The organism is Nannocystis pusilla (assembly GCF_026626665.1).
In the GTDB taxonomy this organism is placed as follows: domain Bacteria; phylum Myxococcota_A; class Polyangia; order Nannocystales; family Nannocystaceae; genus Nannocystis; species Nannocystis pusilla.
The window spans coordinates 2,280,953-2,305,414 of record NZ_JAPNKE010000002.1 but is presented as its reverse complement, the minus strand read 5'-3'; the positions used below and the strand labels follow the sequence as shown (position 1 = coordinate 2,305,414).

24 protein-coding genes and 5 pseudogenes are annotated in these 24,462 nt (G+C 72.2%); 15 read left to right on the top strand and 14 right to left on the bottom strand.

The features are described from left to right. The first annotated feature begins 209 nt into the window (after positions 1 to 209). The 3 genes from hutH to OV079_RS10065 all read left to right on the top strand — a co-directional run bounded on the left by hutH (position 210) and on the right by OV079_RS10065 (position 3,646). Positions 210 to 1,757: a histidine ammonia-lyase gene (hutH, locus tag OV079_RS10075; protein ID WP_267767813.1), complete on the top strand. Its 1,548-nt coding sequence runs from the start codon at positions 210 to 212 to the stop codon at positions 1,755 to 1,757. A gap of 600 nt (positions 1,758 to 2,357) precedes the next feature. Beyond that, positions 2,358 to 3,155 carry a hypothetical protein gene (locus OV079_RS10070; protein ID WP_267767811.1) on the top strand — a complete coding sequence of 266 codons (798 nt, stop codon included), beginning with the start codon at positions 2,358 to 2,360 and terminating at the stop codon, positions 3,153 to 3,155. Between the two features lie 8 nt (positions 3,156 to 3,163). Then, positions 3,164 to 3,646 (top strand): hypothetical protein, encoded by a 483-nt coding sequence (locus OV079_RS10065; protein ID WP_267767809.1) that lies wholly within the window; start codon positions 3,164 to 3,166, stop codon positions 3,644 to 3,646. A 194-nt stretch (positions 3,647 to 3,840) separates the two neighbouring features. Here the strand turns inward: OV079_RS10065 and OV079_RS10060 are convergent, their stop codons facing one another. From OV079_RS10060 to OV079_RS10050, 3 genes are all read right to left on the bottom strand, one after another. Further along, the gene (locus tag OV079_RS10060) at positions 3,841 to 3,981 is read right to left on the bottom strand and encodes a hypothetical protein (RefSeq protein WP_267767808.1); all 141 of its coding nucleotides are present in this window, start codon (positions 3,979 to 3,981) and stop codon (positions 3,841 to 3,843) included. Beyond that, on the bottom strand, positions 3,963 to 5,531 hold the full coding sequence (locus OV079_RS10055; protein ID WP_267767806.1) for a sodium-dependent transporter: 1,569 nt from the start codon (positions 5,529 to 5,531) through the stop codon (positions 3,963 to 3,965). The genes OV079_RS10060 and OV079_RS10055 overlap by 19 nt, the downstream gene beginning before the upstream one ends. A 114-nt stretch (positions 5,532 to 5,645) precedes the next feature. Next, a complete protein-coding gene (locus OV079_RS10050; protein ID WP_267767805.1) occupies positions 5,646 to 7,247 on the bottom strand; it encodes an aldehyde dehydrogenase family protein in 1,602 nt (533 codons plus the stop codon). Positions 7,248 to 7,350: 103 nt separating this feature from the next. Here OV079_RS10050 and OV079_RS10045 point away from each other — a divergent pair, with 103 nt between their 5' ends. Further along, positions 7,351 to 8,196 (top strand): arylamine N-acetyltransferase, encoded by an 846-nt coding sequence (locus tag OV079_RS10045; RefSeq protein ID WP_267767803.1) that lies wholly within the window; start codon positions 7,351 to 7,353, stop codon positions 8,194 to 8,196. On the opposite strand, the gene OV079_RS10040 is transcribed toward OV079_RS10045, so the two are convergent. Further along, the gene (locus OV079_RS10040; RefSeq protein ID WP_267767802.1) at positions 8,186 to 9,034 is read right to left on the bottom strand and encodes a ribulose phosphate epimerase; all 849 of its coding nucleotides are present in this window, start codon (positions 9,032 to 9,034) and stop codon (positions 8,186 to 8,188) included. The two genes, OV079_RS10045 and OV079_RS10040, sit on opposite strands and share 11 nt — an antisense overlap. A 205-nt stretch (positions 9,035 to 9,239) precedes the next feature. Between OV079_RS10040 and OV079_RS10035 the strand changes: the two genes are divergently transcribed. Further along, on the top strand, positions 9,240 to 10,568 hold the full coding sequence (locus OV079_RS10035; RefSeq protein ID WP_267767800.1) for a hemolysin family protein: 1,329 nt from the start codon (positions 9,240 to 9,242) through the stop codon (positions 10,566 to 10,568). Positions 10,569 to 10,831: 263 nt separating this feature from the next. Here OV079_RS10035 and OV079_RS10030 read toward each other — a convergent pair whose 3' ends face one another. Then, positions 10,832 to 11,344, bottom strand: coding sequence for an NUDIX hydrolase (locus OV079_RS10030; protein ID WP_267767799.1), 513 nt, complete (start codon positions 11,342 to 11,344; stop codon positions 10,832 to 10,834). Between the two features lie 171 nt (positions 11,345 to 11,515). On the opposite strand from OV079_RS10030, the gene OV079_RS10025 reads away from it, so the two are divergent. The 4 genes and pseudogenes from OV079_RS10025 to OV079_RS10015 all read left to right on the top strand — a co-directional run bounded on the left by OV079_RS10025 (position 11,516) and on the right by OV079_RS10015 (position 13,253). Then, positions 11,516 to 12,322 carry a hypothetical protein gene (locus OV079_RS10025; RefSeq protein ID WP_267767798.1) on the top strand — a complete coding sequence of 269 codons (807 nt, stop codon included), beginning with the start codon at positions 11,516 to 11,518 and terminating at the stop codon, positions 12,320 to 12,322. 59 nt (positions 12,323 to 12,381) lie between these two features. Then, positions 12,382 to 12,435 (top strand): annotated as a pseudogene (locus tag OV079_RS57570) (hypothetical protein); the annotation flags it as partial. Between the two features lie 52 nt (positions 12,436 to 12,487). Then, on the top strand, positions 12,488 to 12,865 hold the full coding sequence (locus tag OV079_RS10020) for an RNA polymerase sigma factor (RefSeq protein WP_267767797.1): 378 nt from the start codon (positions 12,488 to 12,490) through the stop codon (positions 12,863 to 12,865). After that, positions 12,843 to 13,253, top strand: coding sequence for a hypothetical protein (locus OV079_RS10015; RefSeq protein WP_267767796.1), 411 nt, complete (start codon positions 12,843 to 12,845; stop codon positions 13,251 to 13,253). Before OV079_RS10020 ends, OV079_RS10015 begins: the two co-directional genes overlap by 23 nt. Positions 13,254 to 13,580: 327 nt before the next feature. Here the strand turns inward: OV079_RS10015 and OV079_RS10010 are convergent, their stop codons facing one another. The 6 genes and pseudogenes from OV079_RS10010 to OV079_RS09990 form a co-directional block, all read right to left on the bottom strand. Beyond that, positions 13,581 to 14,201 (bottom strand): HTTM domain-containing protein, encoded by a 621-nt coding sequence (locus OV079_RS10010; protein WP_267767795.1) that lies wholly within the window; start codon positions 14,199 to 14,201, stop codon positions 13,581 to 13,583. Then, a complete protein-coding gene (locus OV079_RS10005) occupies positions 14,165 to 14,422 on the bottom strand; it encodes a hypothetical protein (RefSeq protein ID WP_267767794.1) in 258 nt (85 codons plus the stop codon). Before OV079_RS10005 ends, OV079_RS10010 begins: the two co-directional genes overlap by 37 nt. Next, positions 14,415 to 14,864 carry a hypothetical protein gene (locus OV079_RS10000; RefSeq protein WP_267767792.1) on the bottom strand — a complete coding sequence of 150 codons (450 nt, stop codon included), beginning with the start codon at positions 14,862 to 14,864 and terminating at the stop codon, positions 14,415 to 14,417. The genes OV079_RS10005 and OV079_RS10000 overlap by 8 nt, the downstream gene beginning before the upstream one ends. A 36-nt stretch (positions 14,865 to 14,900) precedes the next feature. Continuing rightward, complete coding sequence (locus OV079_RS09995) at positions 14,901 to 15,038, bottom strand: hypothetical protein (RefSeq protein ID WP_267767790.1); 138 nt, start codon at positions 15,036 to 15,038, stop codon at positions 14,901 to 14,903. A 58-nt stretch (positions 15,039 to 15,096) separates the two neighbouring features. Beyond that, positions 15,097 to 15,405 (bottom strand): annotated as a pseudogene (locus tag OV079_RS57565) (YhjD/YihY/BrkB family envelope integrity protein); the annotation flags it as partial. Next, positions 15,345 to 15,833: a YhjD/YihY/BrkB family envelope integrity protein gene (locus tag OV079_RS09990; RefSeq protein WP_267767788.1), complete on the bottom strand. Its 489-nt coding sequence runs from the start codon at positions 15,831 to 15,833 to the stop codon at positions 15,345 to 15,347. The gene OV079_RS09990 and the pseudogene OV079_RS57565, both read right to left, overlap by 61 nt. A gap of 116 nt (positions 15,834 to 15,949) precedes the next feature. Between OV079_RS09990 and OV079_RS09985 the strand changes: the two genes are divergently transcribed. Beyond that, positions 15,950 to 16,822, top strand: coding sequence for a 23S rRNA (adenine(2030)-N(6))-methyltransferase RlmJ (locus OV079_RS09985; protein WP_267767787.1), 873 nt, complete (start codon positions 15,950 to 15,952; stop codon positions 16,820 to 16,822). Positions 16,823 to 16,834: 12 nt separating this feature from the next. Further along, complete coding sequence (locus tag OV079_RS09980) at positions 16,835 to 17,434, top strand: hypothetical protein (protein ID WP_267767786.1); 600 nt, start codon at positions 16,835 to 16,837, stop codon at positions 17,432 to 17,434. A gap of 92 nt (positions 17,435 to 17,526) precedes the next feature. Here the strand turns inward: OV079_RS09980 and trpA are convergent, their stop codons facing one another. Together trpA and trpB are read right to left on the bottom strand one after the other, a co-directional pair. Further along, positions 17,527 to 18,303, bottom strand: a complete 777-nt coding sequence (trpA, locus tag OV079_RS09975) for a tryptophan synthase subunit alpha (RefSeq protein ID WP_267767784.1) — start codon at positions 18,301 to 18,303, stop codon at positions 17,527 to 17,529. Beyond that, positions 18,188 to 19,681 (bottom strand): tryptophan synthase subunit beta, encoded by a 1,494-nt coding sequence (gene trpB, locus OV079_RS09970; RefSeq protein ID WP_276602658.1) that lies wholly within the window; start codon positions 19,679 to 19,681, stop codon positions 18,188 to 18,190. Before trpB ends, trpA begins: the two co-directional genes overlap by 116 nt. A 264-nt stretch (positions 19,682 to 19,945) precedes the next feature. Between trpB and OV079_RS09965 the strand changes: the two are divergent. From OV079_RS09965 to OV079_RS09945, 4 genes and pseudogenes are all read left to right on the top strand, one after another. Further along, positions 19,946 to 20,926, top strand: a pseudogene (locus OV079_RS09965) (sensor histidine kinase); the annotation flags it as partial. Next, a pseudogene (locus OV079_RS57560) lies at positions 20,845 to 21,273 on the top strand (response regulator); the annotation flags it as partial. The pseudogenes OV079_RS09965 and OV079_RS57560, both read left to right, overlap by 82 nt. Before the next feature lie 856 nt (positions 21,274 to 22,129). After that, positions 22,130 to 22,968: pseudogene (locus tag OV079_RS57555) on the top strand (SPFH domain-containing protein). After that, positions 22,965 to 23,165: a type II toxin-antitoxin system antitoxin gene (locus tag OV079_RS09945; protein ID WP_267767776.1), complete on the top strand. Its 201-nt coding sequence runs from the start codon at positions 22,965 to 22,967 to the stop codon at positions 23,163 to 23,165. Before OV079_RS57555 ends, OV079_RS09945 begins: the two are co-directional and overlap by 4 nt. A gap of 368 nt (positions 23,166 to 23,533) precedes the next feature. Here the strand turns inward: OV079_RS09945 and ygfZ are convergent, their stop codons facing one another. Then, the gene (gene ygfZ / locus OV079_RS09940) at positions 23,534 to 24,442 is read right to left on the bottom strand and encodes a CAF17-like 4Fe-4S cluster assembly/insertion protein YgfZ (protein WP_267767774.1); all 909 of its coding nucleotides are present in this window, start codon (positions 24,440 to 24,442) and stop codon (positions 23,534 to 23,536) included. Positions 24,443 to 24,462: the final 20 nt, after the last annotated feature.

Genomic DNA, 24,462 nt, shown 5'->3' with positions numbered 1-24,462 from the left:
GCGGGCAGCGCGGCGCGGTCAACGCAGACAGGGCCTGCCCCGAGCGCCGCCGCCGCGACCTGCTGGAGCGAGCGAGCTCGCCGGCGCGATCGGGCCGACGCGCCCGCGAGCGCCGTTGCCTGCGCTGCCGCATGCACGTCGGCCGCGTGCGGCACCTCCCTGCCGGCCGCGCACACGGTTCGGGGTCGTCGGGGGTAGGCTCCCTCGCCATGACGAGCCCTGATTCCGTCGTGATCGGCCACACGATAGCCCTGCGCGACGTGGACGCTGTTGCCCGCCGCGGCGCCGCCGTCTCGCTCGCCACCGAGGCGCGCGACGAGCTGCGACAGACGCGGGATCACCTCGAGCGGGCCCTGGCCGGCGGCGCGATCATCTACGGCGTCAACACCGGCTTCGGCGCCCTGTCCGACGCGAAGATCGCCCCCGACGAGCTCGGGATCTTGCAGCAGAACCTGCTGCGCAGCCACGCGGCCGGGGTGGGTCCGGCGTTCGCCGCCGACGTCGTGCGCGCCCTGCTGCTGCTGCGCGCCCACACCCTCGCGCTCGGGGCCAGCGGCGTGTCGCCGGCCGTCCCCGAGTTCCTGCTGCAGATGCTCGCCCGCGACGTCCTCCCCGTCGTCCCCTGCCAGGGCAGCGTCGGCGCCAGCGGTGATTTGGCCCCGCTGGCCCACCTCGCGCTGGTCGCCATCGGCGAGGGCCTCGCCTGGTCGGAAGGACAGATCATCCCCGGCGCCGAGGCCCTCGCGCGCGCCGGCCTGACCCCGCTGCGCCTCGGCCCCAAGGAGGGCCTGAGCCTCATCAACGGCACCCAGGTCACCACCGCCGTCGGCGCCCTCGCCCTGTGCGACGCCGCCGAGCTGATCGCCGCCGCCGACATCGTCGGCAGCCTCAGCCTCGACGCCCTGCTCGGCACCGTCTCCGCCACCGACCCGCGGATCCACGCCGGCAAGCCGCACGTCGGCCAGCGCGAGAGCGCGGCGGTCGCCCGCGCCCTGCTCATCGACTCGCCGCTCCGCGCCTCGCACCGCGACTGCGGCGAGGTCCAGGACGCCTACGCCCTCCGCTGCATGCCGCAGGTCCACGGGGCCGCGCGCGACGCCTTCGCCTACGTCGCCGGCGCCGTGCGCATCGAGCTCAACAGCTTCACCGACAACCCGCTGGTGCTCGCGCACGAGGGCGGCGGCTTCGACGTCCTGAGCGGCGGCAACTTCCACGCCGGCACCGTCGCCCTCCCCCTCGATCACATGACCGCCGCGCTCACCACCCTCGCCACCATCAGCGAGCGCCGCACCGACCGCATGCTCAACCCGGTGACCTCGCGCGGCCTCCCGGCCTTCCTGGCCGAAAGGCCAGGTGTCGAGAGCGGCCTGATGATGGCCCACGTCACCGCCTCGGCGCTGGCCAGCGAGTGCAAGTCGCTCAGCTTCCCCGCCTCGGTCGACACCATCCCGACCTCGGCCGGCAAGGAGGACCACGTCAGCATGGGGCCGATCGCCGCCCGCAAGCTGCGGAGCGTGGTCGACAACCTCGCGCGCGTGCTCGCCATCGAGGCGATCGCCGCCGCCCGCGGCCTCGACCTGCGCGAGCACTCGACCAGCGCCCCGCTGCGCCGGGTCCACGCGGCCATCCGCGCCCACGCCGGCCCCTGGACCGGCGACCGCAGCCCCAGCGCCGAGACCGAGGCCCTGGCCGCCGCGATCGTCCGCGGCGAGCTGCGCCAGGCCGCCGGCGTCGCCTCGCCGCTCGACCGCGCCTGAGCCGACGCCCGAACCTTCGCAGTCGGAGGTCGCAGCGACACGCCCTCGTTCCCGGCGATCGCCGTCGCGCCTCCCGTGCGAGGCCATGCGGCCGCAGCGATGCGCGCTCGCTCCCGGCAATCGCCCTCGGGCTTTCCCGGCGAGGCCATGGCCCGTCGTGCGGCCGCAGCGATGCGCGCTCGCTCCCGGCAATCGCCGTCTCGCCTCCCCTGCGAAGCCTGGGGCGTCGTGAGGCGGGGCGCATCACAAGTCCTTATGGACATGTCTGAATCGCCATGTCCATTCGGCCCGCCACGCCTCGGGTGAGCCCCAGCGACTCGCCGCACCCCCGCCCTCCGTGACACCGGGTTCGCCGCAGCTCACATGTCTTCCGGGACAGCCGGGACCGGCTCGCCGCGACCTCACGCTCGAGCGGTGTCCGGATCGCCGGACCCGCGCGGGCGCACATGGCTTTCAGGACATCTCATGGGCGACCTCGCCCGCCGCCGCGGTTCGCCCTCACCGCTCGACGCGAGCGGACCCGGTAGTCGGCGCGCCGTCCGGCCCCCGGCCCCCGCCCTGCGCTTGCGACGCGCCCCGGTCCGCCCTACGCTCCTGGCCATGCGCTCGCTTGACTTCGCAGTCGCCCTCGCCGCCCTGCTCGCCTGCAACGGCGAGCCCGGCACGACCGAGACGACCGTCAGCACCGGCACGGCCACGACCACCACGAGCACCAGCCCCGGCACCACCGCGCCGACCGGCGACCTCACCACCACCACCGGCGGCACCGCCACCGGCGGCATGACCTCCGCGCCGACGACCTCGACCTCGACGACCGCGACCACCGAGCCCGCGACCTCCACCACCGGGCCCGCGACCTCCACCACCGAGCCCGCGACCTCCACCACTTCGAGCACCGCAACCGCGACCACCGACGACACCGGCGCGGTCGACCCGCAGTGCGCCCCGGCCACCGGCGACTACGGCGAGTGCGCGGCGGTCCTCGGCTTCGCCTTCGACGGCACCGAGTGCACCTTGCGCTCCGGCTGCAGCTGCGCCCCCGACTGCGACAAGTTCTTCCCCAGCGCCGCTGCCTGCGCGCTGAGCTGCGCCGCCGCCGATCACTGCAACCCCGACAAGTTCGACGGCGCCGGCCTGGCCAAGCCGCCCATCACCCAGGGCACCCACTGCGACGGCGTCTACATGTGCCCCGGCGCCGACCCCGAGCTCAAGCAGGCCTACCAGACCATCTTCCCGCTCCTGACCTGCGAGCCCGGCGACTTCCCCTGCAGCGAGAACGGCGAGCACTGCATGGGCCTGCTCTCCGGCACGCTCGGCCCCGAGGAGTGGGCCAAGATGTGCGCCGCCAGCCTCCTGCCGAACTCCGGCCCCTTCATCTGCACCGTCTTCGGCCCCTGAGACCCGCGATGGACCTGCCCGCCGAAGCCACGCGCCTCCTGTCGCGCGAGCACCTGGCCACCATCGAGGCCTGGTGGGCCGGCCTCGACGACGCCGCGCGGGCCGAGTTCACCGTCCTCTACGATCAGCGCGCCGAGGACACCGCCTTTTACGCCACCATCGTCGACGGCAAGACCGAGTGGCACGAGCTCCCGATCGAGCTCCACGGCATGTACGTCGACCCCGAGAACGCGCCCGAGACTGCGATGTGGAAGCAGGAGCTGTGCGAGTTCATCAGCAACACGGGCGTCCAGTTCTTCCTCGTCGAGCGGACCTTCCACATCTGCCGCGCCCACCCGCAGGCCCGCCTCGCCCTCGCCCGCGGCGCGATCCCGGCGGGCTTCGCCTGCCCCTTCGACCAGGCCGCCTGTCCCTTCGAACAGGCGCTCGCCACCCGCCCCGGCAAGTCGATCCTGCTGCTCTCGCGCCTGCGACCTGCCGGCGCCGTCTGACCCGCCGCGGACCGCTCACGGCGCCGGCGACGACAACGTGAGCGCCAGGCCGACCAGCCCCGAACGGCCGAGAAGCGCCCTCCAGCGCCCTGTCTACGGCCGCGGCGGCGTGCGCAGCACCTTGGCGATCAAGTAGATCGCAAAGCCCCCGACCAGCAGCCACGTGCAGCTCAGCATGATCCACGCGCTCGTGCTCACGACGCACCTCCTTCTTGCTCGTCCGGGCGCCGCGTGCTCGCCTCGATGTTGCGGCCGCGGAACGCCCGCCACACCAGCGCCGCGATCATCGCGAACACCGTCAGCAGGATCACGCGCGTCAGGTCCTTGACGAACATCGGCGTGATCTTGCCGCTCGCGTCGAAGTAGCCGCCGGTCTCGCCGACGTGGAGCAGCTTGCCGAGCACGCTGTCGACCGCGAACGGCCAGCTCCGGTGCTCATCAGCTGCGACGCCGCCTCGCTCCAGCCGACGCTCGGCTTGACGAGCGCCCCGAACAGCACGACCAGGATGAACAGCGGCGTCACGTACTTGATGACGTACTTGTAGAAGCTCGGCAGGCGCAGGTCGGCGCCCTTGTTGAGCTCGGCCCAGCCGCGGTCGATGCCGAAGATCCAGCCGAAGATCAGCACCTCGGCCAGCGCGAACACGATGAGCGAGAACGTCCCGGTCCAGAAGTCGAACTCGTCGAACGTCCCGCCCGGGTACAGCACCACCACCAGCCCGCCGAGCAGCAGCGTCGCCAGGCCGAAGCCCAGCGCCGCCTTCTCGCGCTTCACCTTGAACTCGTCCTGCAGGAACGCCAGCACCGGCTGGCCCATCGCCAGCGACGACGTGATGCCGGCGAAGAACAGCAGCCCGAACCACATCGCCCCTGCGATCGGCCCGAACCAGCCCCATTGATTGAACAGCGTCGGCAGCGTCAAGAACCCGAGGCCGAAGCCCGAGCCGCCCGCGGTGGCCGCCTGCACCGCCGCCAGGCCGAGGTAGGCCGTGGCGATCGGGATCAAGATCGACCCGCCGAGGATGACCTCGACGAACTCGTTGACCGTGCCGGCCGTCGTCGCGTTGAGGGCGATGTCGTCGCGCTCGCGCAGGTACGCCGCGTAGCAGTGGATCGAGCCCATCCCGACCGACAGGGTGAAGAAGATCTGCCCGGCCGCCGCCAGCCACGTGCTCGGGTTGAACAGGCCCGACGCTTGCGGCTCCCACACGAAGTTGAGGCCGACCAGCGGGCTCTCGACCACCCCCGGGTCACCTGTCCCGAGGAGCAGGCCCTTGATCGCCAGCACCGCGCCGAAGCCGAGCAGCAGCGGCATCCCGATCTTGGCCGCCAGCTCGACCCCGCGGACCAGCCCGCGCGACAGCAGCCACACGTTGAGCGTCAGCGTGGCGAGGAAGAACCCCGCCGCCTCGTACGGGATCGCGGCGATGTCGGAGTTGGTGGTGCCGAGGTACTCGGGGAAGAACGTCGTCGGCGGCGTCGCCTCGAACGTCCCGCGCAGCGAGTGCCACACGTACGCCAGCGTCCACGACTCGATGTAACAGTAGTAGGCCGCCACCGTCAGGTTGGTGAACAGGCCGAACACGCCGACGTACTTGAGCCAGCGCGCGCGGCCGAGGCGGGCGAACATCCCCGGCGAGCTGTGGTGGCCGTACTGCCCGCCGTGGCGGCCGATGGCCCACTCGACCCACAAAAGCGGCAGGCCCATCAGCACGAACGAGATCAGGTACGGCACCAGGAACGCGCCGCCGCCGTTCTGGGCCGCCTGGGCCGGGAAGCGGAGGAAATTGCCGAGGCCCACGGCGTTGCCGGCGACCGCCAGCACCAGGCCGACGCGCGTGCCCCATTGCTCCTTCTTCGCCCCGGACGGTGGACCTGACGCCATCGCCGGCGAAGGTACCCGGCGGGCCCGGCTTGTTCAACCGCCGCGGCCCGCTCGCGGCCCACTCGCCGCCCCGCCAACCTGTCTTCCGGGACAGGCGGCCGGCCCGCCCGCCTGTCACTTCGGACGCGTCATCTTCTTGCGGAGGCCGAGGAAGCCCTTCACCAGGCTGCCCAGGCTGCGGGTCGTGATCCCCTTCAGCAGCTCGAAGCCGTGCGACACCTTGCCGGCGTACGGGAACCACAGCGGTTCGCTGTTCAGGAACCCGCGGTCGACCATGATGCCGCGGGTGTTCATGAACGCGAGGATGCCCGCGTCGCCGTGGTAGCGGCCGATCCCCGACGAGCGAACCCCGCCGAACGGCAGCGCCGGGTGGCCCACCGACTGGATCACGTCGTTCACCGACACCTGCCCGCACTCCATGCGCGAGGCCAGGCGCAGCCCCTTGTCGATGTCCTGCGTCCACACGCTGCCGGCCAGCCCGAACTCGCTGGCGTTGGCCAGGCGCACCGCCTCGTCCTCGTCGCGCACGCGGATCACCGGCAGCACCGGCCCGAACGTCTCTTCGCGGAAGATCTCCATCTCCGGCGTCACCCCCGTCAGCAGCGTAGGCGCGAAGAACTGGCCCGGGCGCTGCAGCTTCTCGCCCCCGAACACCACCTTCGCCCCCGCCGCCACCGCCGCGTTCACGTGGCGCTCGACGATCCCGAGCTGCGCGCTCGACGTCAGCGGCCCCATGTCGGCCTGCTCGTCGGGCCCGCCCACGGTCACCCTGGACACCTTCTCGCGCACCTTCTCGACGAAGCGGTCGTGGATCGCGTCGACCACGAAGATGCGCTCGACCGACACGCAGGCCTGACCGCAGTTGACGAGCCCGCCCCACACCGCGGCCTCCGCCGCGCGCTCGAGGTTGGCGTCGGCGCACACGATCATCGCGTCCTTGCCGCCGAGCTCGAGCTCGACCGGGATCGGGCGCTGGGCGGCCGCCGCCATCACTTTGCGGCCGGTCGCCACCGAGCCGGTGAAGAACAGCATGTCGACCTCGGCCCGGGTCAGCGCCGCGCCCGTCGAGCCGTCGCCGTGGACGATCTCCACCACCCCTGCGGGCAGGCCGATCCGGCGGAACAGGTCCTCGACCACGCCGGCCACGATCGGCGTGATCTCCGACTGCTTCAGCACCACGGTGTTGCCGCCGATCAGCGCCGACAGCACCGGCACCACCGCCAGCTGGAACGGGAAGTTCCACGGCGAGATGATGCCGATGACCCCGCGCGGGAAGTGCTCGATGAAGCCCGACTTGCCGGGCAGGACGATCGGCGTCGACACCTTCTGGCGCCGCAGCAGCACCGGCGCGCGGCGCAGCATGTAATCGAGCAGCAGCGGGACCGCGCCGATCTCCATCATCGTCGCCTCGAACGTCGGCTTGCCGGTGTCTTCGCTGATCTTGCGGGCGTAGTGCTCGCCCTGCTCGGCGAGGACCTGCTTGACGCGGCCCAGGACCTCGATGCGGCTCGCCAGCGGCGTGTCGCGCCACTCGGGGAAGGCCGCCCGGGCCCGGGCCACCGCGGCGCGGACCTCGGCCTCGTCGGCCACGGGGAAGTCGCCCAGCCGGGCGCCGCTGACGGGGCTCAGCTTCTCGAGCAGCCGGCGCGGCGAGGCGGCCCCGTCGGGGCCCGCGGGACGAGGAGAGGAAGGGGCGGAGGTCTGGGAGGCGCTCATGTCCAAAAGCCTTCGGTCGCGGGCGGCGGCCCGTGCGAGGGGGGTGAGTTTAGCAAAGGGCCGCCCCGCCGCGACGTGCCCGCGGGCCCGAGATGCTGCTACCATGCCCCGTGCTGCCATGACGACCAGCCGTCCTGACGACCTGTTCCGCCGCTACCTCGGGCTCCTCGGGTGGGTCGGCGACCCCGGGCTCCACGAGCTCGTCAGCAGCCACCTCATCAAGATCCCGTTCGAGAACGTGTCCAAGCTGCTGCGCCCGGCCGACGCGCCGAAGAACGCGATCCCGCCGATCGAGGAGTTCTTGCGCGGCATCGGCGACCAGGACCTCGGCGGCACCTGCCACGCGCTCAACGTCCACTTCGCCGCGCTGCTGCAGTTCCTCGACTACGACGTCGAGCTCCTGGCCGCCGACGCCGGCGGCGTCCCGCGGGCCCACGCCGTGTGCCGAGTGAGCTTCGAGGATCAGCTGCACCTGGTCGACGTCGGCCACGGCGCGCCGTTTTACCACCCGATCCCGCTCGACTCGCTGCCGCTGCAGATCCCGCACGGCGACGTCAGCTACACCCTCGATCGCCACGCCTCGCACCGCGAAGCCGTCGAGGTCGTCACCCTGCGCAAGAACACCCGCGTCCACAGCTACGTCGCCAAGCCGCCGCCGGTGGCCCCCGACGGCTTCGGCGCCGCCATCGAGCGCACCCACGCGACCGACGCCCCGCTGATGCGGCGGCTCAAGATCATCCGCTTCTTCGCCAGCCGCGTGCTCGAGATCGACAACAACCGGCTCGTCACCACCCACCACAACATCACCACGGTCACCCCGATCCGCGACATCGACGAGCTCGAGGCGATCGTCCACGAGGCGCTGCAGCTGCCGCGCATGCCGGTGCGCGAGGCCGTCGACGCCCTGCGAGCCCGCGGCGTCGACATCTTCGACGGCGCTACTGCTTGATCCCGCACAGGCCCACGTCTTCGAGCCCGGGCGGCGCCATCCCCTGATCGAAGAACGGCAGGCACTCCTGGTCCGGCGCGCCCGAGCACATGCCGGGCATCGACTGCGCCAGCGACAGGTCGCAGAACTCGGTGCAGCAGCCCGGCGCGTCGCAGCCCGGCACGTTCGTGGCGGCCGCGCACAGGAGGCCCGGGTCGCACACGTTGAGGAACTCGCACGGGTCGCCATAGAAGCCGGCGTCGCCGCTGACGTCGCCGTCGCAGACGAAGCCGATCGACATGCTCGGGATGCAGATCTGTCCGATCGGGCAGGTCGGCGCCAGCGGGTTGCAGGTCGTGAGGCACAGCGGCAGGAGCCCGCCCGTCGACACGTCGCACACCAGCCCGCCCTCGCACGTCGGCGAGGCCGGCGTGCCGCCGCACATCGGCGTGCAGGTGCCGAGGCCGTCGGCGTCGAGCAACCAGCACAGCAGATCGGCGTCGCAGTCGTCGAGGCCGACGATCCCGCCCTCGGCGGTACAAGGATCGCCTGCCTTGCCGGCCGGGCTGGCGATCTCGACGCAGCGCGTGCCGTCGACGACCCCCGTGCCGGTCGAGTCGAACGGCACGCACTTCGCGCCGGGGGGACAGTCTTGCGTCCACACGCTGCACTCGCCGGAGACCTCGCCGGTGGTGCCGCTGGTCGTCGGCGCCGACGACGAGGTCTGCGCCTCACCCGTCGTCGCCGACGCGTCGGAGCCGCCGGGGCTCTCGGTCTCGGACTCCCCACCTTGCTCGCCGGTCACGCAGCCCGCGAGTGTGAGAAGCACGACGAACCCCGACGCTCCGAGCCTGGTCATCAGGGTAGCCTACCACGCGCGCATGGCCGCGCAGCGCCTCTGGGGCCGCTTCTGCGGCCTCGCAGTCGCCCTCGCGCGATCGCCGCCGCAGGCGTGCACGGTGGCGCGCGTCGCGGACAAAGCTTGCTACACTCTGCGGACCCTATGGGCGACCCCCCAGTAAGGCCCACGGCCGATTGGACGGGCCGAGGAGCAGCGACAGTCGATGAGCGACCTCCTGCGACTCGTCTCGCTGTTCTTCCTCGTCTTGATGAACGGATTCTTCGTCGCGGCCGAGTTCGCGCTCGTCAGCGTGCGTCGCACCCGGATCGAGCAGCTGGCCAACGAAGGCAACACGTTCGCGCGCCTGACCCACAAGGTGCTGCAGGACCTCGACCTCTACATCGCCGCCACGCAGCTCGGCATCACGATGGCGAGCCTCTTGATCGGCTTCATCGCCGAGCCCGCGATCGAGCACCTCGTCGCGCCGAGCCTGCTCGAGTGGGGCGTTCACGCCGACAACGTGAAGACCATCTCGTTCGCGCTGGCCTTCGGCCTGTCGACGGCGCTGCACATCGTGTTCGGCGAGCTGGCGCCCAAGTCGCTGGCGCTGCAGCGGGCCGAGCAGGTCTCGCTGGCGATCGCCGTGCCGATGATCGCCTTCACGACGCTGTTCCGCCCGGTCATCTGGCTGCTCAACGTCACCGGCAACGGCGTCGTGCGCATGTTCGGCCTGCGGCCCGTGCCCGGGCATCACTCGGCCCACTCCGAAGAGGAGATCCGGATGATCGTCTCGGCCTCGCGCCAGGAGGGCGTGCTCGAGGAGCAGGAGAAGGAGCTCCTCAACAACGTGTTCGACCTGTCGGACACGCCGGTGCGCGCGATCATGACCCCGCGCGTCGACATGATCGCGCTCGAGGAGAACCTCTCGCTGCGCCGCTTCATGACGATCAACGAGGAACACCAGTACTCGCGCGTCCCGATCTACCGCGACACCAACGACAAGATCGTCGGCATCGCCTACGTCGGCGACGTGCTCAAGTACCTCGACCGCCTCGACGAGGTCACCCTCGGCAGCGTCGCCCGCCCGGCCGTGTTCGCCCCCGAGAACATGAAGGTCATCGACCTGTTCTCGCTGTTCCAGAAGAAGAAGACCCACATGGCGATCGTCGTCGACGAGTTCGGCGGCACCGCCGGCGTCGTCACCCTCGAGGACGCGCTCGAGGAGGTGGTCGGCGAGATCTACGACGAGAACGACGAGCCCGAGGAGGAGAAGCAGGTCCGCGACGTCGGCGACGGCACCTACCTCTTCGACGCCATGATCAACGTGTCCGAGGTCGAGAAGACCCTGGCGGTCGATCTGGACGACGAGATCCAGGGCAACTACGAGACGCTCTCGGGCTTCCTGTTCCACAAGTTCGAGTACATCCCGCAGGTCGGCGAGGAGGTCGAAGCCGAGGGCTGGACCTTCCACGTCGCCGAGGCCGACGAGCGCCGGGTCATCAAGATCCGCGCCTACCGCAAGCAGCCCCCGACGGCCGAATCGGCCGCCTGACGCGCCCGTCGGGCGCACACGAACGGCGAGCCCGGCGAACCTCGACGCCGCCGGGCGCGCGCCGAACGGGCGACGGCCCGCGTCACCACCGGCGACGCCGCGCACCGACCTGTCCTGCAGGACAGGCTCGGCCTCCCGCGCCGACGTGTCCCGAAGGACATGCGTCGTACACGGGGTTCGAACCTGTCCGCCAGGGCATGTGCGCCGCGCGGGCGGCTCGACATGTCCAGAAGGACATGCCCTTCACCCGCCCGCCCGCCGGGCTACAGCACCGCCAGCGCCCGGCGCAGCGCCAGCTCGGCCAGCGCGTGGGCGAATCGCCCCTCGCGCAGCGCCGACTCGACCGCCTCGCGCCCCATGAGCACCGGCGTCACCACCTCCTCCGCGTCAAGGTGCGGCGCCCCCACGCGCACGACCCCGCGCACCAGGAAGAAGTGGCAGCGGTTGTCCTGCAGGACCGGGTTGGGGTGCGTGAAGCCCAGCGGCTCCGCCGTGGTCCCCGCGTAACCTGTCTCTTCGCGCAGCTCTCGCAGCGCCGCGCGCTCCGGCGGCTCGCCCGCGTCGACCAGCCCGCCGGCGGGCTCCACCGTGTCCGCCGCGATCCCGAAGCGATACTGGCGGACCAGCACGAACTGCCCCGCCCCGTCGATCGCCACCGCCATCACCCAGTCCGGCATCCGCAGCAGCGTCACCGGCGACGCGCGGCCCTCGAGGCTCACCCGCTCGACGCGAAAGAAGCCGGCATCGAACACCTCCAGGCGGTCTCGCTCGCGCATCGCCGCGGTGATACCACGCCCACGCCGCGACCGTCCCCACGCATGCCTCCAAGGACATGTCCTCAGAGACACCAAGCGCAGCCAGCGCGGCATTCGTCGCCACCCCGAAAAAATTCTCGAAGGCTCGCCGGCCCCGCGCGTAGAGCCCGATCGACCCCACCCCGGAGCCCCATGCCCCGCCCGAGCCACCGCCTCCTCCTCGCCTTCCCCCTCCTGTTCGCCTGCCAGACCCCGCCGGCCGCGCCCGTCCCCGCGGCCCTGCCGGCCCCGACAGTCGCCGCCGAGCCCGCCACCAGCGACGAGCCGCTCCTCCGCACCTACGCCGTCCCGCCCGAGCAGTCGCGCTCGATCGAGCAGGCCCTCGCCAGCGCCCTCTCGTCCGGCAAGGACCTGCCCCCGCTCGGCACCGTCGAGCGCTTGCCCGACGGCCGCCTCGTCGTCGTCGCCCCGCCGGGGATCCAGGACGGCGTCGCGGCCCTGATCGCCGGCCTCGATCCGAGCAAGGCCCCGCCCGTGCGCACCGCGGAGCTGGACTACTGGATCGTCGTCGGCGAGCCCGCCCAGGCCGCCGAGGGCCTCGACACCGTCCCCGACATCGCCCCCGCCTTACAAGCGATCGTCGCCTCCCAGGGCCCGATGCGCTTCCGCCTGCACGAGTCGATGCACCTCTCCTCCCTCGTCGACGACGGCGCCGAGGCCGACGGCGCGCGCATGCGTGCGCGCCAGATCGTCTCCGAGGTCGGCGGGCGCCTCGTCGCCGACCTCGACATCGCCGTCGCGCAGCAGACGAAGGAACGCAGCAACCTCCGTGTCTGCGCCGAGGACTGCAACCAGCTCAAGTCGCGCGTCCACCTCGACCCGGGTCAGCTCCTCGTCGTCGGTCAAGCCGGCCTCGAGTCGAGCGACACGAGGGCCCAACCTGGCCCGAAGACCTTGTTCTACATCGTCCGCGGCCAGCTCCGGACCGGGGGCGTGTGACCGACCCGGCCCCCACGCTCGGCCTGACGGTCGGCGACGTCGAGCGGCTCTTCCTCGAGATGGAGCGCCCGCTGTACAACGTCGTCTACCGCTGGCTGTGGGACCGCGACGAGTCCGCCGAGCTCGTCCAGGAGACCTTCGCGCGGCTGTGGCAGGCGCGCGCGCGTGCGGCCCGACACCGCCGGCGCCTTCGTCTACCGGATCGCCGTCAACCTCGCGGCCAGCCGTCGACGCTGGCGGGCGCTGCGTCGCTTCGTCGCGTTCGACGACGACTCGCCCGCCACCTCCGAAGCCCAGCCCGACCTCGCCGTCCTCGGCGCCGAGCGAGCCGCCGCCGTGCGCGCCGCGGTCGACGCCTTGCCCGAGAAGTTGCGCCGCGTGCTCGTCCTCTGCGAGCTCTCCGAGCTGCCGTACGCCGACATCGCCGCGGCGCTCGGGATCCCCGTCGGCACCGTCGGCTCGCGCCGCCACGCCGCCGCCGAGCGCGTCCGTCGCCACCTCCAAGCCCAGGAGCCCCGCCGTGAAGCCGCAATCCGAAGATGACCTGAAGGACATGTTCGTCATCCTCGATCCACCCCCTGGCGGCCTCGCGCGCCTGCGGGCTCGCCGGGACGCGCCCGCCCCTGCGCGCTGGCCCTGGTGGCTCGCGGGCGCCGGTCTGGCCGCCGCGGCCGCCGTCCTCGTCCTGTCGCTCCGCCCGGTCGCGCTGCCAACGCCCGCCGCGCCGACGCCTGCGCCCGCGCCCGTCGACCTCATCGCCGGTCGCACCGACCTCCACCCGGCCTGGATCGGCCTCGGCCGCGTGGCCCCGCCGCCCGAGCCGCTGCAGCTCGCCCCCGAGCTCGCCGGCGCCCTCGCCTCCCGCCGCGTCGCCCTGCCCCGCCAGGACGTCGTCCTCTACATGCTCGACACCAAGGGACATGTCCGATGACACATGCATGAAACGACATGTCGCCGCGAACATGTCCTCGATCGCATGCCGCGCGATCTTGCCACGGGCTCTTCACCGCCGACCGCACGCGCCATGCCCGCTCCGGCCCATGAACTATCGCCACGGTTTCCACGCGGGAAACGCCGCAGACGTGCCCGAGCACATCGCCTCGACGCTCCAGCGGCTCGGTCGGGCCGCCCCCTCCAGCGCCTGCGGTGAAGGTTCGCGGTGGGCGAGCGGCCGGCTCCGCGGCGAGCGGCGAGGTTCCGGAACGGGCTGTGATCCGGACGCTGCCAGACGCACCCTGCTCGCGCCCGGACCCTGCCCTCAGTCCGCGTCCCCGCGGCGCCCGAAGAACAGCAGCAAGTGCAGCAGCATCAGCGCGTGGAACAGCAGCGACACCCGCATCGACGCCGCGATCCCCGCGTGCAGCAGCACCAGCGCCAGCGCGGCGACCTTGCGCGTGCGGGCGAACCACAGCCCGAACCCGATCGCCAGCTCGAGCGCGATCGTCGACCAGGCCAGCATCTGCGCCAGCGGCCCCGGCGTCAGCGACAGCCACGCCGACAGCAGGTGCTGGCCCTGACGTGCCGAGCGGAACACCAGCACCACCGCCTCGCCGCTCCACCAGCCTGTCCCTTCGACCAGCTTCGACAGCGCCGCGAACACGTACACCGCCGACAGCTGCAGCATCAGCAGGCGTGCCGCCCAGCGCGGGCCTCGCGGTCCCGTCGGCGCCAGCGCCACGAACAGCCACTGCAGCGCCGCCAGCTTCGCGTAGGCCCGCGGCGGGCTCGCCTCGAGCCCCACCAGCAGCCCGAACAGCGCCGCGACCGTCACTCGCCCCGCCCGGCCGCCGCGCCCGGCCGCCACCGTCGCCGCCGCCGCCAGCAGCACCACCAGCAGCCCCGTCACCAGCGCCGGCGGCGCACCCAGCCGCCCAGCCACGCCTCGAGCCAGCCCTCGCGCAGCACCGGCCGGCTGTACAGCTCCTCGCGGTGCGACCACTGCGTCAGCGCGTACGCACCTGTCCACAAGGCCAGGCCGCGCGCGAACCGCTGCGTCCGCGCCGTCCCCTCGGCGGCGAAGAAGAACCGCGCCAGCGGCCCCGGCCCGCGCCGCGCGCGGACCTTCTTGGCGAACACCGGCAGCTCCGTCGCCTCAGCCACCGCCCACCCTGTACTGCCCGATCGTCGCCGCCCCCGTCGAGCCGTCGCGGAGATCGACCCAGCCGCGGACGAGCCGCACCTTGTCGATCGGCTGCCCGTCCGCGGCCATGCGCGCCGCCAGCCACGCGGCGAACGCCTGCCGCTCGCGCAGGTGCCCCGACTCGAACACGATCGCGCTGTACTCGTACGCGCGCTCGCCCGTGGCCCCGCGCGTGTGCCGGAAGTAGCGCTCGAGCGGAATGGGCACCCACGTCCCGTCGCTCGTCCGGCCCTCCGCCGTCAGCGTGCGCTCGAACGGCGACGGGTCGCTGAACATCCGCCACGGCAGGTGGGCCCCCAGCGGCGGCGGCAGCGGCAAGAGCCCGCGGACCAGCGCGATCGCCTGGGCGGCCAGCCACACCGCGACGACCACGACCGCCAGCCTGTGTGGTTGTTCGGACATGTCCCGAAGCCCATGCCCTCGCGGGCAGGTCCGCGCTCAGCCCTGCTTGACCCCGATGGTCTCGCTCTCGGGCGCCGCCTCGTACCACGGCAGCCCGGCCTCCTCGCTGTGCTGCAGCTCGGAGATGATCTGCGCGCCCAACAGGATGATGAGCGTGCCGATCTCGAGGGTCAAGGGCGATGATGACCGTGGCCAGCGAGCCGTAGACCACGTTCACCAGCGAGATCTTGGAGAAGTAGACCATCAGCGCCCGGCGCAGCACGTCCCACAGCAGCGCCGCCGCCACCCCGCCGGTCAGGGCGCGGCGCCACGACACCTCGGTGATCGGCATGACGCGGTAGGCCGCGGTGAACATGAAGATCAGCGTGACGATGCCGCTCAGCTTGAGGACGAACGCCGGACCTGACCCGAGGGACAGCTGATAGCCGAACAGCACCACCTCGGCCTCGGCCAGGCGCTCGAGCAGCGCGACCAGGATCGTCAGCACCAGCAGGCCGCCGGCGATGGCGACGATGAAGATGTAGGGCAGCAGCGCCGACATCCAGAGCTGCGCTGGCGGCGGGCGCGGCTGCGGGCGAAGATCACCGCCAGCGCGCCCTCGAGCATCTTGAACGCCCACGTGCTGAAGAACAGCATCACCCCGAGCCCGATCCCGCCGACCAGGTCGCGGTTGTCGAGCAGGTTCACCACCTCGCCGATGATCACGTCGGCCTGGTTGGGGATCAGCAGGTTGAGCTCGTGGCTGATGATCTCGGTCAGCTGCTCGACGTCCCACACGTGGGTCAGCGCCACCAGCACCACCGCCAGCATCGGCACGATCGACAGCAGCGCGTTGTAGGCGACCCCGCCGGCCAGCAGCAGCGCCTTGTTCTTGCCGAGGTGGCGGAGCACCCGCAGCAGGAAGCTGCCGAGCCGCCGGAGCAGCAGCGAGGCGGCAGCGAGCGCAGCGGAGGAGCGGCCTTCGGGCATCGGCGCGGCTACCATACGCCGTTTTACGCCGCTCGGGGACCGCGCCGGGTCACGCCGCCGGACGCTGTCACGGTCTTTTCACCGCCGGCCGGGCCTGCTATGCCGCGCCCCGGCGCATGAACTACCGCCACGAGTTCCACGCCGGCAACGCCGCGGACGTGTTCAAGCACGTCGTCCTGCTGCAGCTCCTGCGCCGTCTCCAGCTCAAGCCGGTGCCGCTGTGTTACGTCGACACCCACGCGGGCCGCGGCCGCTATGCGCTGGACCACGGCGGCGCCGTGCGTTCGCGCGAATTCCAGCGCGGCATCGCCCGACTCTGGCCCGCCCGCGGCGCTGCGGACCTGCCGCCGGAGGTCGCCGACTACCTCGGGCGCGTCGCCGAACTCAACACCAGCGGCGCGCTCGTCACCTACCCCGGCTCGCCGCGGCTGGTCCGGTCGGTCTTGCGGCCCGACGATCGCATGATCCTGTGCGAGCTGCAGCCGGCCGAGGCCGCCGCGCTGCGCGACGAGTTCAGCGTGCGCACCGAGCACGGCCCCCGACGCGACCCGCAGGTCGCGGTCCACCAGCGCGACGGCTACGAGGCGCTCGCCGCCTTGCTGCCGCCGACCCCGCGTCGCGGCCTCGTCCTCATCGACCCGCCCTACGAGCGGCCCGACGAATTCGCCGCCGCCCTCGCCGGCGTGGAGCTCGCGCGCCGGCGCTGGCCGCAGGCCTGTACCGCGTTGTGGTACCCGATCAAGGGCCCGCTCGCCGCCACGCTGCTGCACGCCGCCGTGCTCCGCTCCGGCCTGCGCGACGTCCTCTGCGTCGAGCTGCGCACGAGGCCTGAGGACCCCGCCGTGCTCAGCGGCTCCGGGCTGCTCCTCGCCGGCGCGCCGTGGCAGACCGACACCGTGCTCGGCGCGCTCCTGCCCCGGCTTGCGACCCTCCTGGCCGAGGACGAGTTTCCCGGCGACGCCCGCGTCGACTGGCTGGTCCCGCCCTGATACCGTGCCGGCATGGACGTGGACGTCGCCCTCTGTGCGTTCTGCGAACTTCCGCACCCGAGTGACAGCCTCCGCCGCGACTACGAGCTCGACTTCTGCGAGCGCTGCGCCGAAGGCCACGCCGAGGTCGCCCTGCGCGAGCGCGGCCACACGATCGTGACCCGCGAGTGGCAGACGCGCGACCGCGTCGGCAGCGAGTTCTACACCTTCTATCACTTCTCGATCACCGCCCGCCCGCGCGTCAGCCTGGCGTTCCGCGCCAGCTTCGCCCGCGAGAGCACCCTCGATCGCCAGATCAAGGTGTTCCGCAAGGATCTCAAGGTCGGCGATCCGATGTTCGACGACTTCATCTACATCAGCACGCGCGACCGCGCCCAGGTCACCGCCTTGCTCGACAGCACCGGCGCCCAGACGACGCTGATGGACCTGGTCAGCCGCTTCAACAGCGTGTTCTTCGACGGCGGCGCCTTCGAGGTGCGCGAGCGGGGCACCGAGCCGATCAGCCCCGACGCCCCGGCCATGCTGTCGGTCGCCGCCATGCTCGTCCACCTCGAGCGCACCGCCGCGGCCCCGCCCGCCCCGGCCCCGACCGAGGACCTCGACGAGCCCTGAGCTTCGGGACATGTCCCTGGGGACATGCCCATGCGCACATGCGCGAAGGAGCATGCCCTATCGAGCATGCTCCTTCGGACCTGTCCCCGCCGTCAGGCCCGCAGGGTCCCGCCGCGCAGCGACTTCACCAGCTCGCCGAGCGCCGCGGGCCCGCGCTGACCGGCCTCGACCAGCGCCGAGCCGACCACCACCCCGTCGGCGTGCCCGGCCAGCGCGCGCACATCCTCGGCCTTGCGCACGCCGAAGCCGACCACGATCGGCAGCGAGCTCGCGCCGCGCAGCGTCGCCAGCCCGGCGTGCAGGGCCGGGTCGCTCGGGTCGAGCGGCGCCCCGGTCACGCCGGTCAGGCTGACCGCGTAGACGAACCCGCTGCTGGCCGCCAGCACGCGCGCGCGGCGGGCCGGCGTGGTCGTCGGCGCGACGAGGCCGACCCACCCGAGCCCGCGGGCGCTGGCCGGCCCGCGCAGCACCTCGGCGTGCTCGGGCGGCAGGTCGACCACCAGCAGCGCGTCGGCCCCGGCTTCGGCTGTCTCTCGGGACAGGCGCTCCGGCCCGTAGCTGATCAGCGGGTTCGCGTATGAGAACAGCACGATCGGCAGCTCGAAGCGGCGCCGGACCTCGGCCGCCAGCGCCAGCGCCCCCGACAGCGTCGCCCCGCTGGCCAGCGCGCGGGTCATCGCCGCCTGGATCGTCGGGCCGTCGGCCGTCGGGTCGCTGAACGGCACCCCGAGCTCGAGCACGTCGAGCCCGCCCTCACAGGCGGCGAAGATCCGCTCGAGCGAGCCGTTGCGATCGGGGTCGAACCCGGTCAGGTAGCCGACCAGGGCGGCGCGGTTCTCCGCGCGCGCCCGGGCGAACGCATCCGTCACGCGATCCACTCCGGCGCTCATGCTCCTCCTTGCCCTCGGCGCGGAGCTCGTGACCGTCGACGATCAACGCCTCCTCGCCTCCGTGCCCCGCCGCCGCCTGGTGGGCCGCGCGGGCCGCCTTGCGCCCGCGCTCGGCCTCCTCGATGAGGGTCAGCGTCGCCGGGTCGAGGTGGGTCATCACCGTGTGCATGTCCTTGTCGCCGCGGCCCGACACGTTGACGATCACCACCGCCTCGGGCCCGAGCTCGCGGATCACCGCCGGCAGCGCCGCGATCGCGTGCGCGGTCTCGAGCGCCGGGATGATGCCCTCGGTGCGGGCCAGCAGCTCGGTGGCGGCCAGCGCCTCGCGGTCGGAGATCCCGAGGTAGCGCGCGCGCCCGGTCGCGTGCAGGTGCGCGTGCTCGGGGCCGATGCCCGGGTAGTCGAGCCCCGCCGAGATCGAGTGGGCCTCGAGCAGCTGCCCGTCGTCTGTCTGAAGGACCAGGCTGCGCATCCCGTGGAACACGCCGATCCGGCCCTTCGCCATGGTCGCCGCGTGGCGGCCCTGCAGGCCCTCGCCGGTGGCCTCGACCCCGAACAGCTTGACGTCGGCGTCGGGCACGAACGCCGCGAACAGGCCCATCGCGTTCGAGCCGCCGCCGACGCACGCCACCGCCGCGTCGGGCAGGCGCCCGATCCGGTCGAGGATCTGCGCCCGCGCCTCGTCGCCGATCACCCGCTGCAGCTCGCGGACCATCAGCGGGTACGGGTCCGGCCCCATCACGCTGCCGATCACGTAGTGCGTGTCGGCCACGCTGGCGACCCAGTCGCGCAGGGCCGCGTTGATCGCATCCTTCAGGGTCGCCGAGCCGCTCGTCACCGGCCGGACCTCGGCCCCGAGCAGGCGCATGCGCACCACGTTCAGCGCCTGGCGGGACACGTCCTCCGCGCCCATGTACACCGTGCACGGCATCCCGAAGTACGCGCAGGCGGTGGCCGTCGCCACCCCGTGCTGCCCGGCCCCGGTCTCGGCGATGATGCGGGTCTTGCCGAGCCGGCGGGCCAGCAGCACCTGGCCGATGCAGTTGTTGATTTTGTGCGCCCCGGTGTGGTTCAGGTCCTCGCGCTTGAGGAAGATCCGCCCGCCGCCGACCGCCTCCGGCAGCCGGCGGGCCTCCGTGAGCGGCGTCGGCCGGCCGACGTAGTCGCGGAGGATCGCCCGGTACTCGTCGACGAAGGTGTAGTCGGCCCAGGCCTTCGGCCAGGCGCGAGCCAGCTCCTCGACGGCCGGCATCAGGGTCTCGGCCACGTAGCGCCCGCCGAATTCGCCGAATTCACCCAGCAGCTCGGGCGGGCCGCCGGGCAGGTTGTCATCCTCGGAGTGGGGTGCCGCGGTCATGCGCCGGGGGATGGTAGCACCGATCGTGCAGCGGCCTGCGCGGGCGCTTTCGCCACGCCGGCTGCGTCTGCGTCGCGCACTCACCTGTCCCGAAGTTCAGCTCACACCCGCGACCACGGCGGGCGGGCCGACCGCGCTCGCCTGCATTCGGGGTCTCCCAACCTCTCAACGAGGCTCGCGGGCCCCAGGCCGAGTCGCGGATGGACCTCGGGGAGCTGCCGGCGCCGCCGCTCCCACCACGTGAATGGGATATCGTACGGCCCAATGCGTGAGGCGGCGTCGAGCGACAGGGTCTCCGCCCTGCCCGCACCCGCGGGCCCCGAGCGCGCGAGCCCACGCCGTGGTGTCGTTCCGTTGCTCGTGCTCGTGCTCGGCGTCGCCGGGCTGGGCCTGGCCGTCGTCCTCTTCGTCGGCGGCGCGCCGCTCCTCCACGCCGCCAGCGCATTCGCCGCGGGAGCCGTCTTGCTGTGGTGTGCCCACGCCCTGCGGGTCCGCGACAGCCTCATCCACGACCTCACCGCCGAGCGCATCGTCCTGCAGGCGTCGCGGCAACAGATCGACTCCGTCAGCCGGGCCAAGAGCGATTTCATCGCCAACATCAGCCACGAGATCCGCACCCCGCTCGCCGGCGTCCTCGGCACCACCGCCCTGCTCGCCGAGACGTCCTTGAACGACGAGCAGCGGGCCTACCTCACCGCCATCCGCGGCGCCGCCGAGGGCCTCATGGCGCTGCTCGGCGACATCCTCGACATGTCGAAGATCGAGGCCGGGCACCTCACCTTCGAGCGCTCGCCGTTCGACCTGCGCAAGCTCGCCGAGGACGTGATCGCCATGTTCGGCTACGTCACCCGCGACAAGGGCGTGGTCCTGCGCCTCACCTACGCCGAGGGCGCGGCGCGGGTGTTCTTCGGCGATCCGCTGCGGATCCGCCAGGTCCTCACCAACCTCGTCAGCAACGCCGTGAAGTTCACCGCCGCCGGCGAGGTGCGCATCGAGATCCGCGTCGGCCCGACGCTCCACGACGAGGCCACGGTCGAGCTGCGGGTGCAGGACACCGGCATCGGCATCACCGCCGAGCAGCTGCCGCGGATCTTCGACAGCTTCGTCCAGGCCGACGCCTCGACCACCCGGCGCTTCGGCGGCACCGGCCTCGGCCTGGCGATATGCCGCGCCCTGGTCCGCGGCATGGGCGGCAGCCTCGAGGTCGAGAGCCAGCCCGGCAGCGGCTCCACCTTCACCGCCGCGGTCCCGCTCACCGTCGCCAGCGAGCACGACCTGTCCGAAAGCCAGGTTCCAGCGCCACCAGCGGGCGCCGGCTCAAGATCGTGCTGGCCGACGACAACCGGATCAACCGCACCGTCGTCCTCGCCCTGCTCGAGCGCGCCGGTCACACCGTCATCCCCGTCGAGAACGGCCTGGCCGCCGTCGCCGCCGTCGAGGACCACCGCCCCGACATCGTCTTCATGGACTGTCAGATGCCGGTCATGGACGGCTACGAGGCGACCACCCGCCTGCGCGAGACCGGCTGCACCGTCCCGATCATCGCCCTCACCGCCAACGCCCGCGCCGACGATCGCGAGCGCTGCCTGGCCGCCGGCATGACCGACTACCTGACCAAGCCGATCCGCCCCGAGGACCTCCACCTCGCGCTCCAGCGCCACGCCCTCGCGCCCGCCCCACCCGCGAGCGACTCCGCCTCGGCCGCGCAGTGAGCCCCGTCGGCGCGGGCATCTCGCCCGCGCTCGTCTGTCCCGCGAGCGACTCCGCCTCCGCCGCGCAGTGAGCCCCATCGGCGCGGCCATCGGGTCCCCGCACTCACCTGTCCCGCGAGCGCCTCCGCCGCGCAGTGAGCCCCATCGGCACGGGCCTCTGGTCCCCGCACTCACCTGTCCCGCGAGCGCCTCCACCGCGCAGTGAGCTCCATCGGCGCGGCCATCTCGCCCCCGCACTTACCTGTCCCAATGGACAGATTTTGGCTGCGATCTTCACCTGCCCCTCGGGCCAGTTTCACCGCCGCCCCTCACCTGTCCCTCGAGTCAGCCACCCGGCGCGACCTTCGCCTCACTACCTTGTCGCGTCGACCCACCTATCTGCCCCTCGGGACATCCTCCTCGTCGACAACCTGTCCCTCGGGCCAGCCGTCCAGCACGGCCCCGATATCCCCATCGAGTCTGCCATCGCCTCACGACCCGACCCCGGCCGACCGGCAGTCGCGTTTATCACCCGTCGTGTGAGTCAGCCGCGCCGGGTCGCCCTGAGCTCGCTCGATGCACACCACCTGTCCTTCAGGCCATCCTCTTCGCCTTCCCGGGGATCGCCCCGGCTCCCATCGGCAGACCCATCTCGACTGTGCTGAAACTCCCGTGGCGCCTCCAGTATCAGAGTGATATCATCTCAACATCATCCCGGAGCCCCGAATGACCTCGATCCAGCAGCAGCGCGTTTTCGATCAATGGTTTTATCGCTCTCCTCGCCTGGCTGGCCCTCGCCGGCTACTGCGCCAGCACGATCGTCGACATCGCCCGGACCCAGCAGGTCGCCCAGGCGTGGCAGCCGATCGCCATCGGCCTGGTCCTCCTGCTGTCCCTCGGCGGTTTCTTCGTCAACCAGCCCAACGAATCGCGGGTCCTGATCTTCTTCGGCCGCTACGTCGGCACCGTCGCGGGCGCCGGTTATCACTTCGCCAACCCGTTCGCCGCCAAGCACCCCGTCAGCTTGCGCGTGCACAACTTCAACAGCGAGAAGCTCAAGGTCAACGACGCGCGCGGCAACCCGATCGAGATCGCGGCGGTGATCGTCTGGCGCGTCACCGACAGCGCCAAGGCCCTGCTCGAGGTCGAGAATACCGCGGCTTCGTCGCCATCCAGAGCGAGACGGCCATCCGCGCCGTCGCCACGCGCTTCCCCTACGACTCGCACGACGGCGAGGTCGCCCTGCGCAGCCACCAGGACGAGATCAACGCCGGCCTGCAGCAGGAGGTCCAGGCCCGGCTCGACGTCGCCGGCCTCGAGGTCGTCGACTGTCGCCTCTCGCACCTCGCCTACGCCCCCGAGATCGCCCAGGCCATGCTGCGGCGCCAGCAGGCCGAGGCCGTCGTCGCCGCCCGCCGGCAGATCGTCGAGGGCGCCGTCAGCATGGTCGAGATGGGCCTGCGCCGCCTCGAGGAGCACGGCATCGTCCGCCTCGACGAGGAGCGCAAGGCCTCCATGGTCAACAACCTCCTGGTCGCCCTCGTCGCCGACCGCGAGGCCCAGCCGGTGATCAACACCGGCAACATCTACTCGTGAGCTCCCCATGGTCGAGAAGAAGCGCTTCTTGCTGCGGATCGACCCGAGCTCACGCCGCTCTCGAGCGCTGGGCGGCCGACGACCTGCGCAGCATCAACGGGCAGATCGAGTTCGTCCTCAAGGAGGCCCTGCGCACCGCCGGCCGCCTCAAGGAGCGCGCGACCGACCCCTACCGCACCAGCGAGGACGACGAGTGACTCGCTCCGGCATGTCTCTCGAGACATGCCCGGAAAGACAGATCATGATCGCTCGTGCGCGCCTCGCTTCCGGGCTCGTCCCCGATGACGGGCCCCCCGCGCGAGCGACCGCTCAGGCAGAGCTGCCTGTCTTCATGTGTCCCGAGAGACAGCCGCCCTCACCCGCTCCCCCCATCCGTCCGGACATTCTCGGAAGGACCGAGTCGATCGCTCGTGCGCGCCGTGCTTCCGGGCTCGTCCCAAACTGTGCGGCCCATCGGGTAGCCGTCGCTATTCCGGTGTGATGACGGGCCCCACGCGCGAGCGACCGCTCACGCAGCCTCGCCGCCGTGCGGCCCGTCCTCACGTGTCCCGAGAGACAGCCGCCCTCACTTCCGGCCCTTGACCCCGGGATCGTCCCCGAGCGGCCCCGAGCGGACCTCGACCGGCCCGATCCCCGCGGCGCTCAGCACCGTCCCCGGGCTCGCCGCGCTGCGGTGGACGATCGCCAGCCCGCTCGCGCCGCCGCTCGGGTCGGGCGCCCAGGTCGCGGCGTGCCCCGCCTGCGGGCGGTCGGACGCCGCCAGCTCGACCGGTCCTTCCGGACATGTCCCGGCGTGCACCCGCACCAGCACCCGGTTGACCTGCCCGCGCGCGTGGATGCGCGCCAGCGGCTCCTGGCCCATGAAGCAGCCCTTGTCGTAGCTGACCGCCGCCACGAACCCGACCTCGGGCGGGAACGTGCCCGGCGTGATCTCGCGGCCCCACCCGGGCGCGGCCGCCTCGATGCGCCGCGCGTCCCACGTCGCCGGCGACGCCTCGGCGGCGCTCGCCACCGCCGCCGCCACCGCCGCCGGCGCGCCGAACACCAGCCAGCCCGGCCCCGGGTACTGCGTCGCCAGGCACTCGACGCCGGCGGCGACGAGCGGCTCCGGCCACACCATTGCAAACTCGACATCTTCGGCGCGCGCGAGCGCGACGTCGTCCATGATGATGTGGCGATCGAGCAGCGCGATCGCCTCGTCCGCGGCCTCCGCCGGCAGCGCCAGGTGCAGCGAACCATCGCCGCACGCCAGCAGGATCGCCTCGGTGACGAGCTTGCCCTTCACCGTCAGGATCGCGGCCGGCAGCGCGTGGCCGGGCCTGGCGGCCTCGACGTCGGCCGACAGGATCCCCTGGAGGAAGCGGCGCACGTCGGCGCCCGACAGGCGTAGCAAAATGCGACGCCCGTGCGGCAGCGCGGCGAGGCGGACAAATGTCAGGCCCTGCGGGCCCGCGGACGACTGGAGCGGAGTCACGGGCCAAACCATGGCAATCC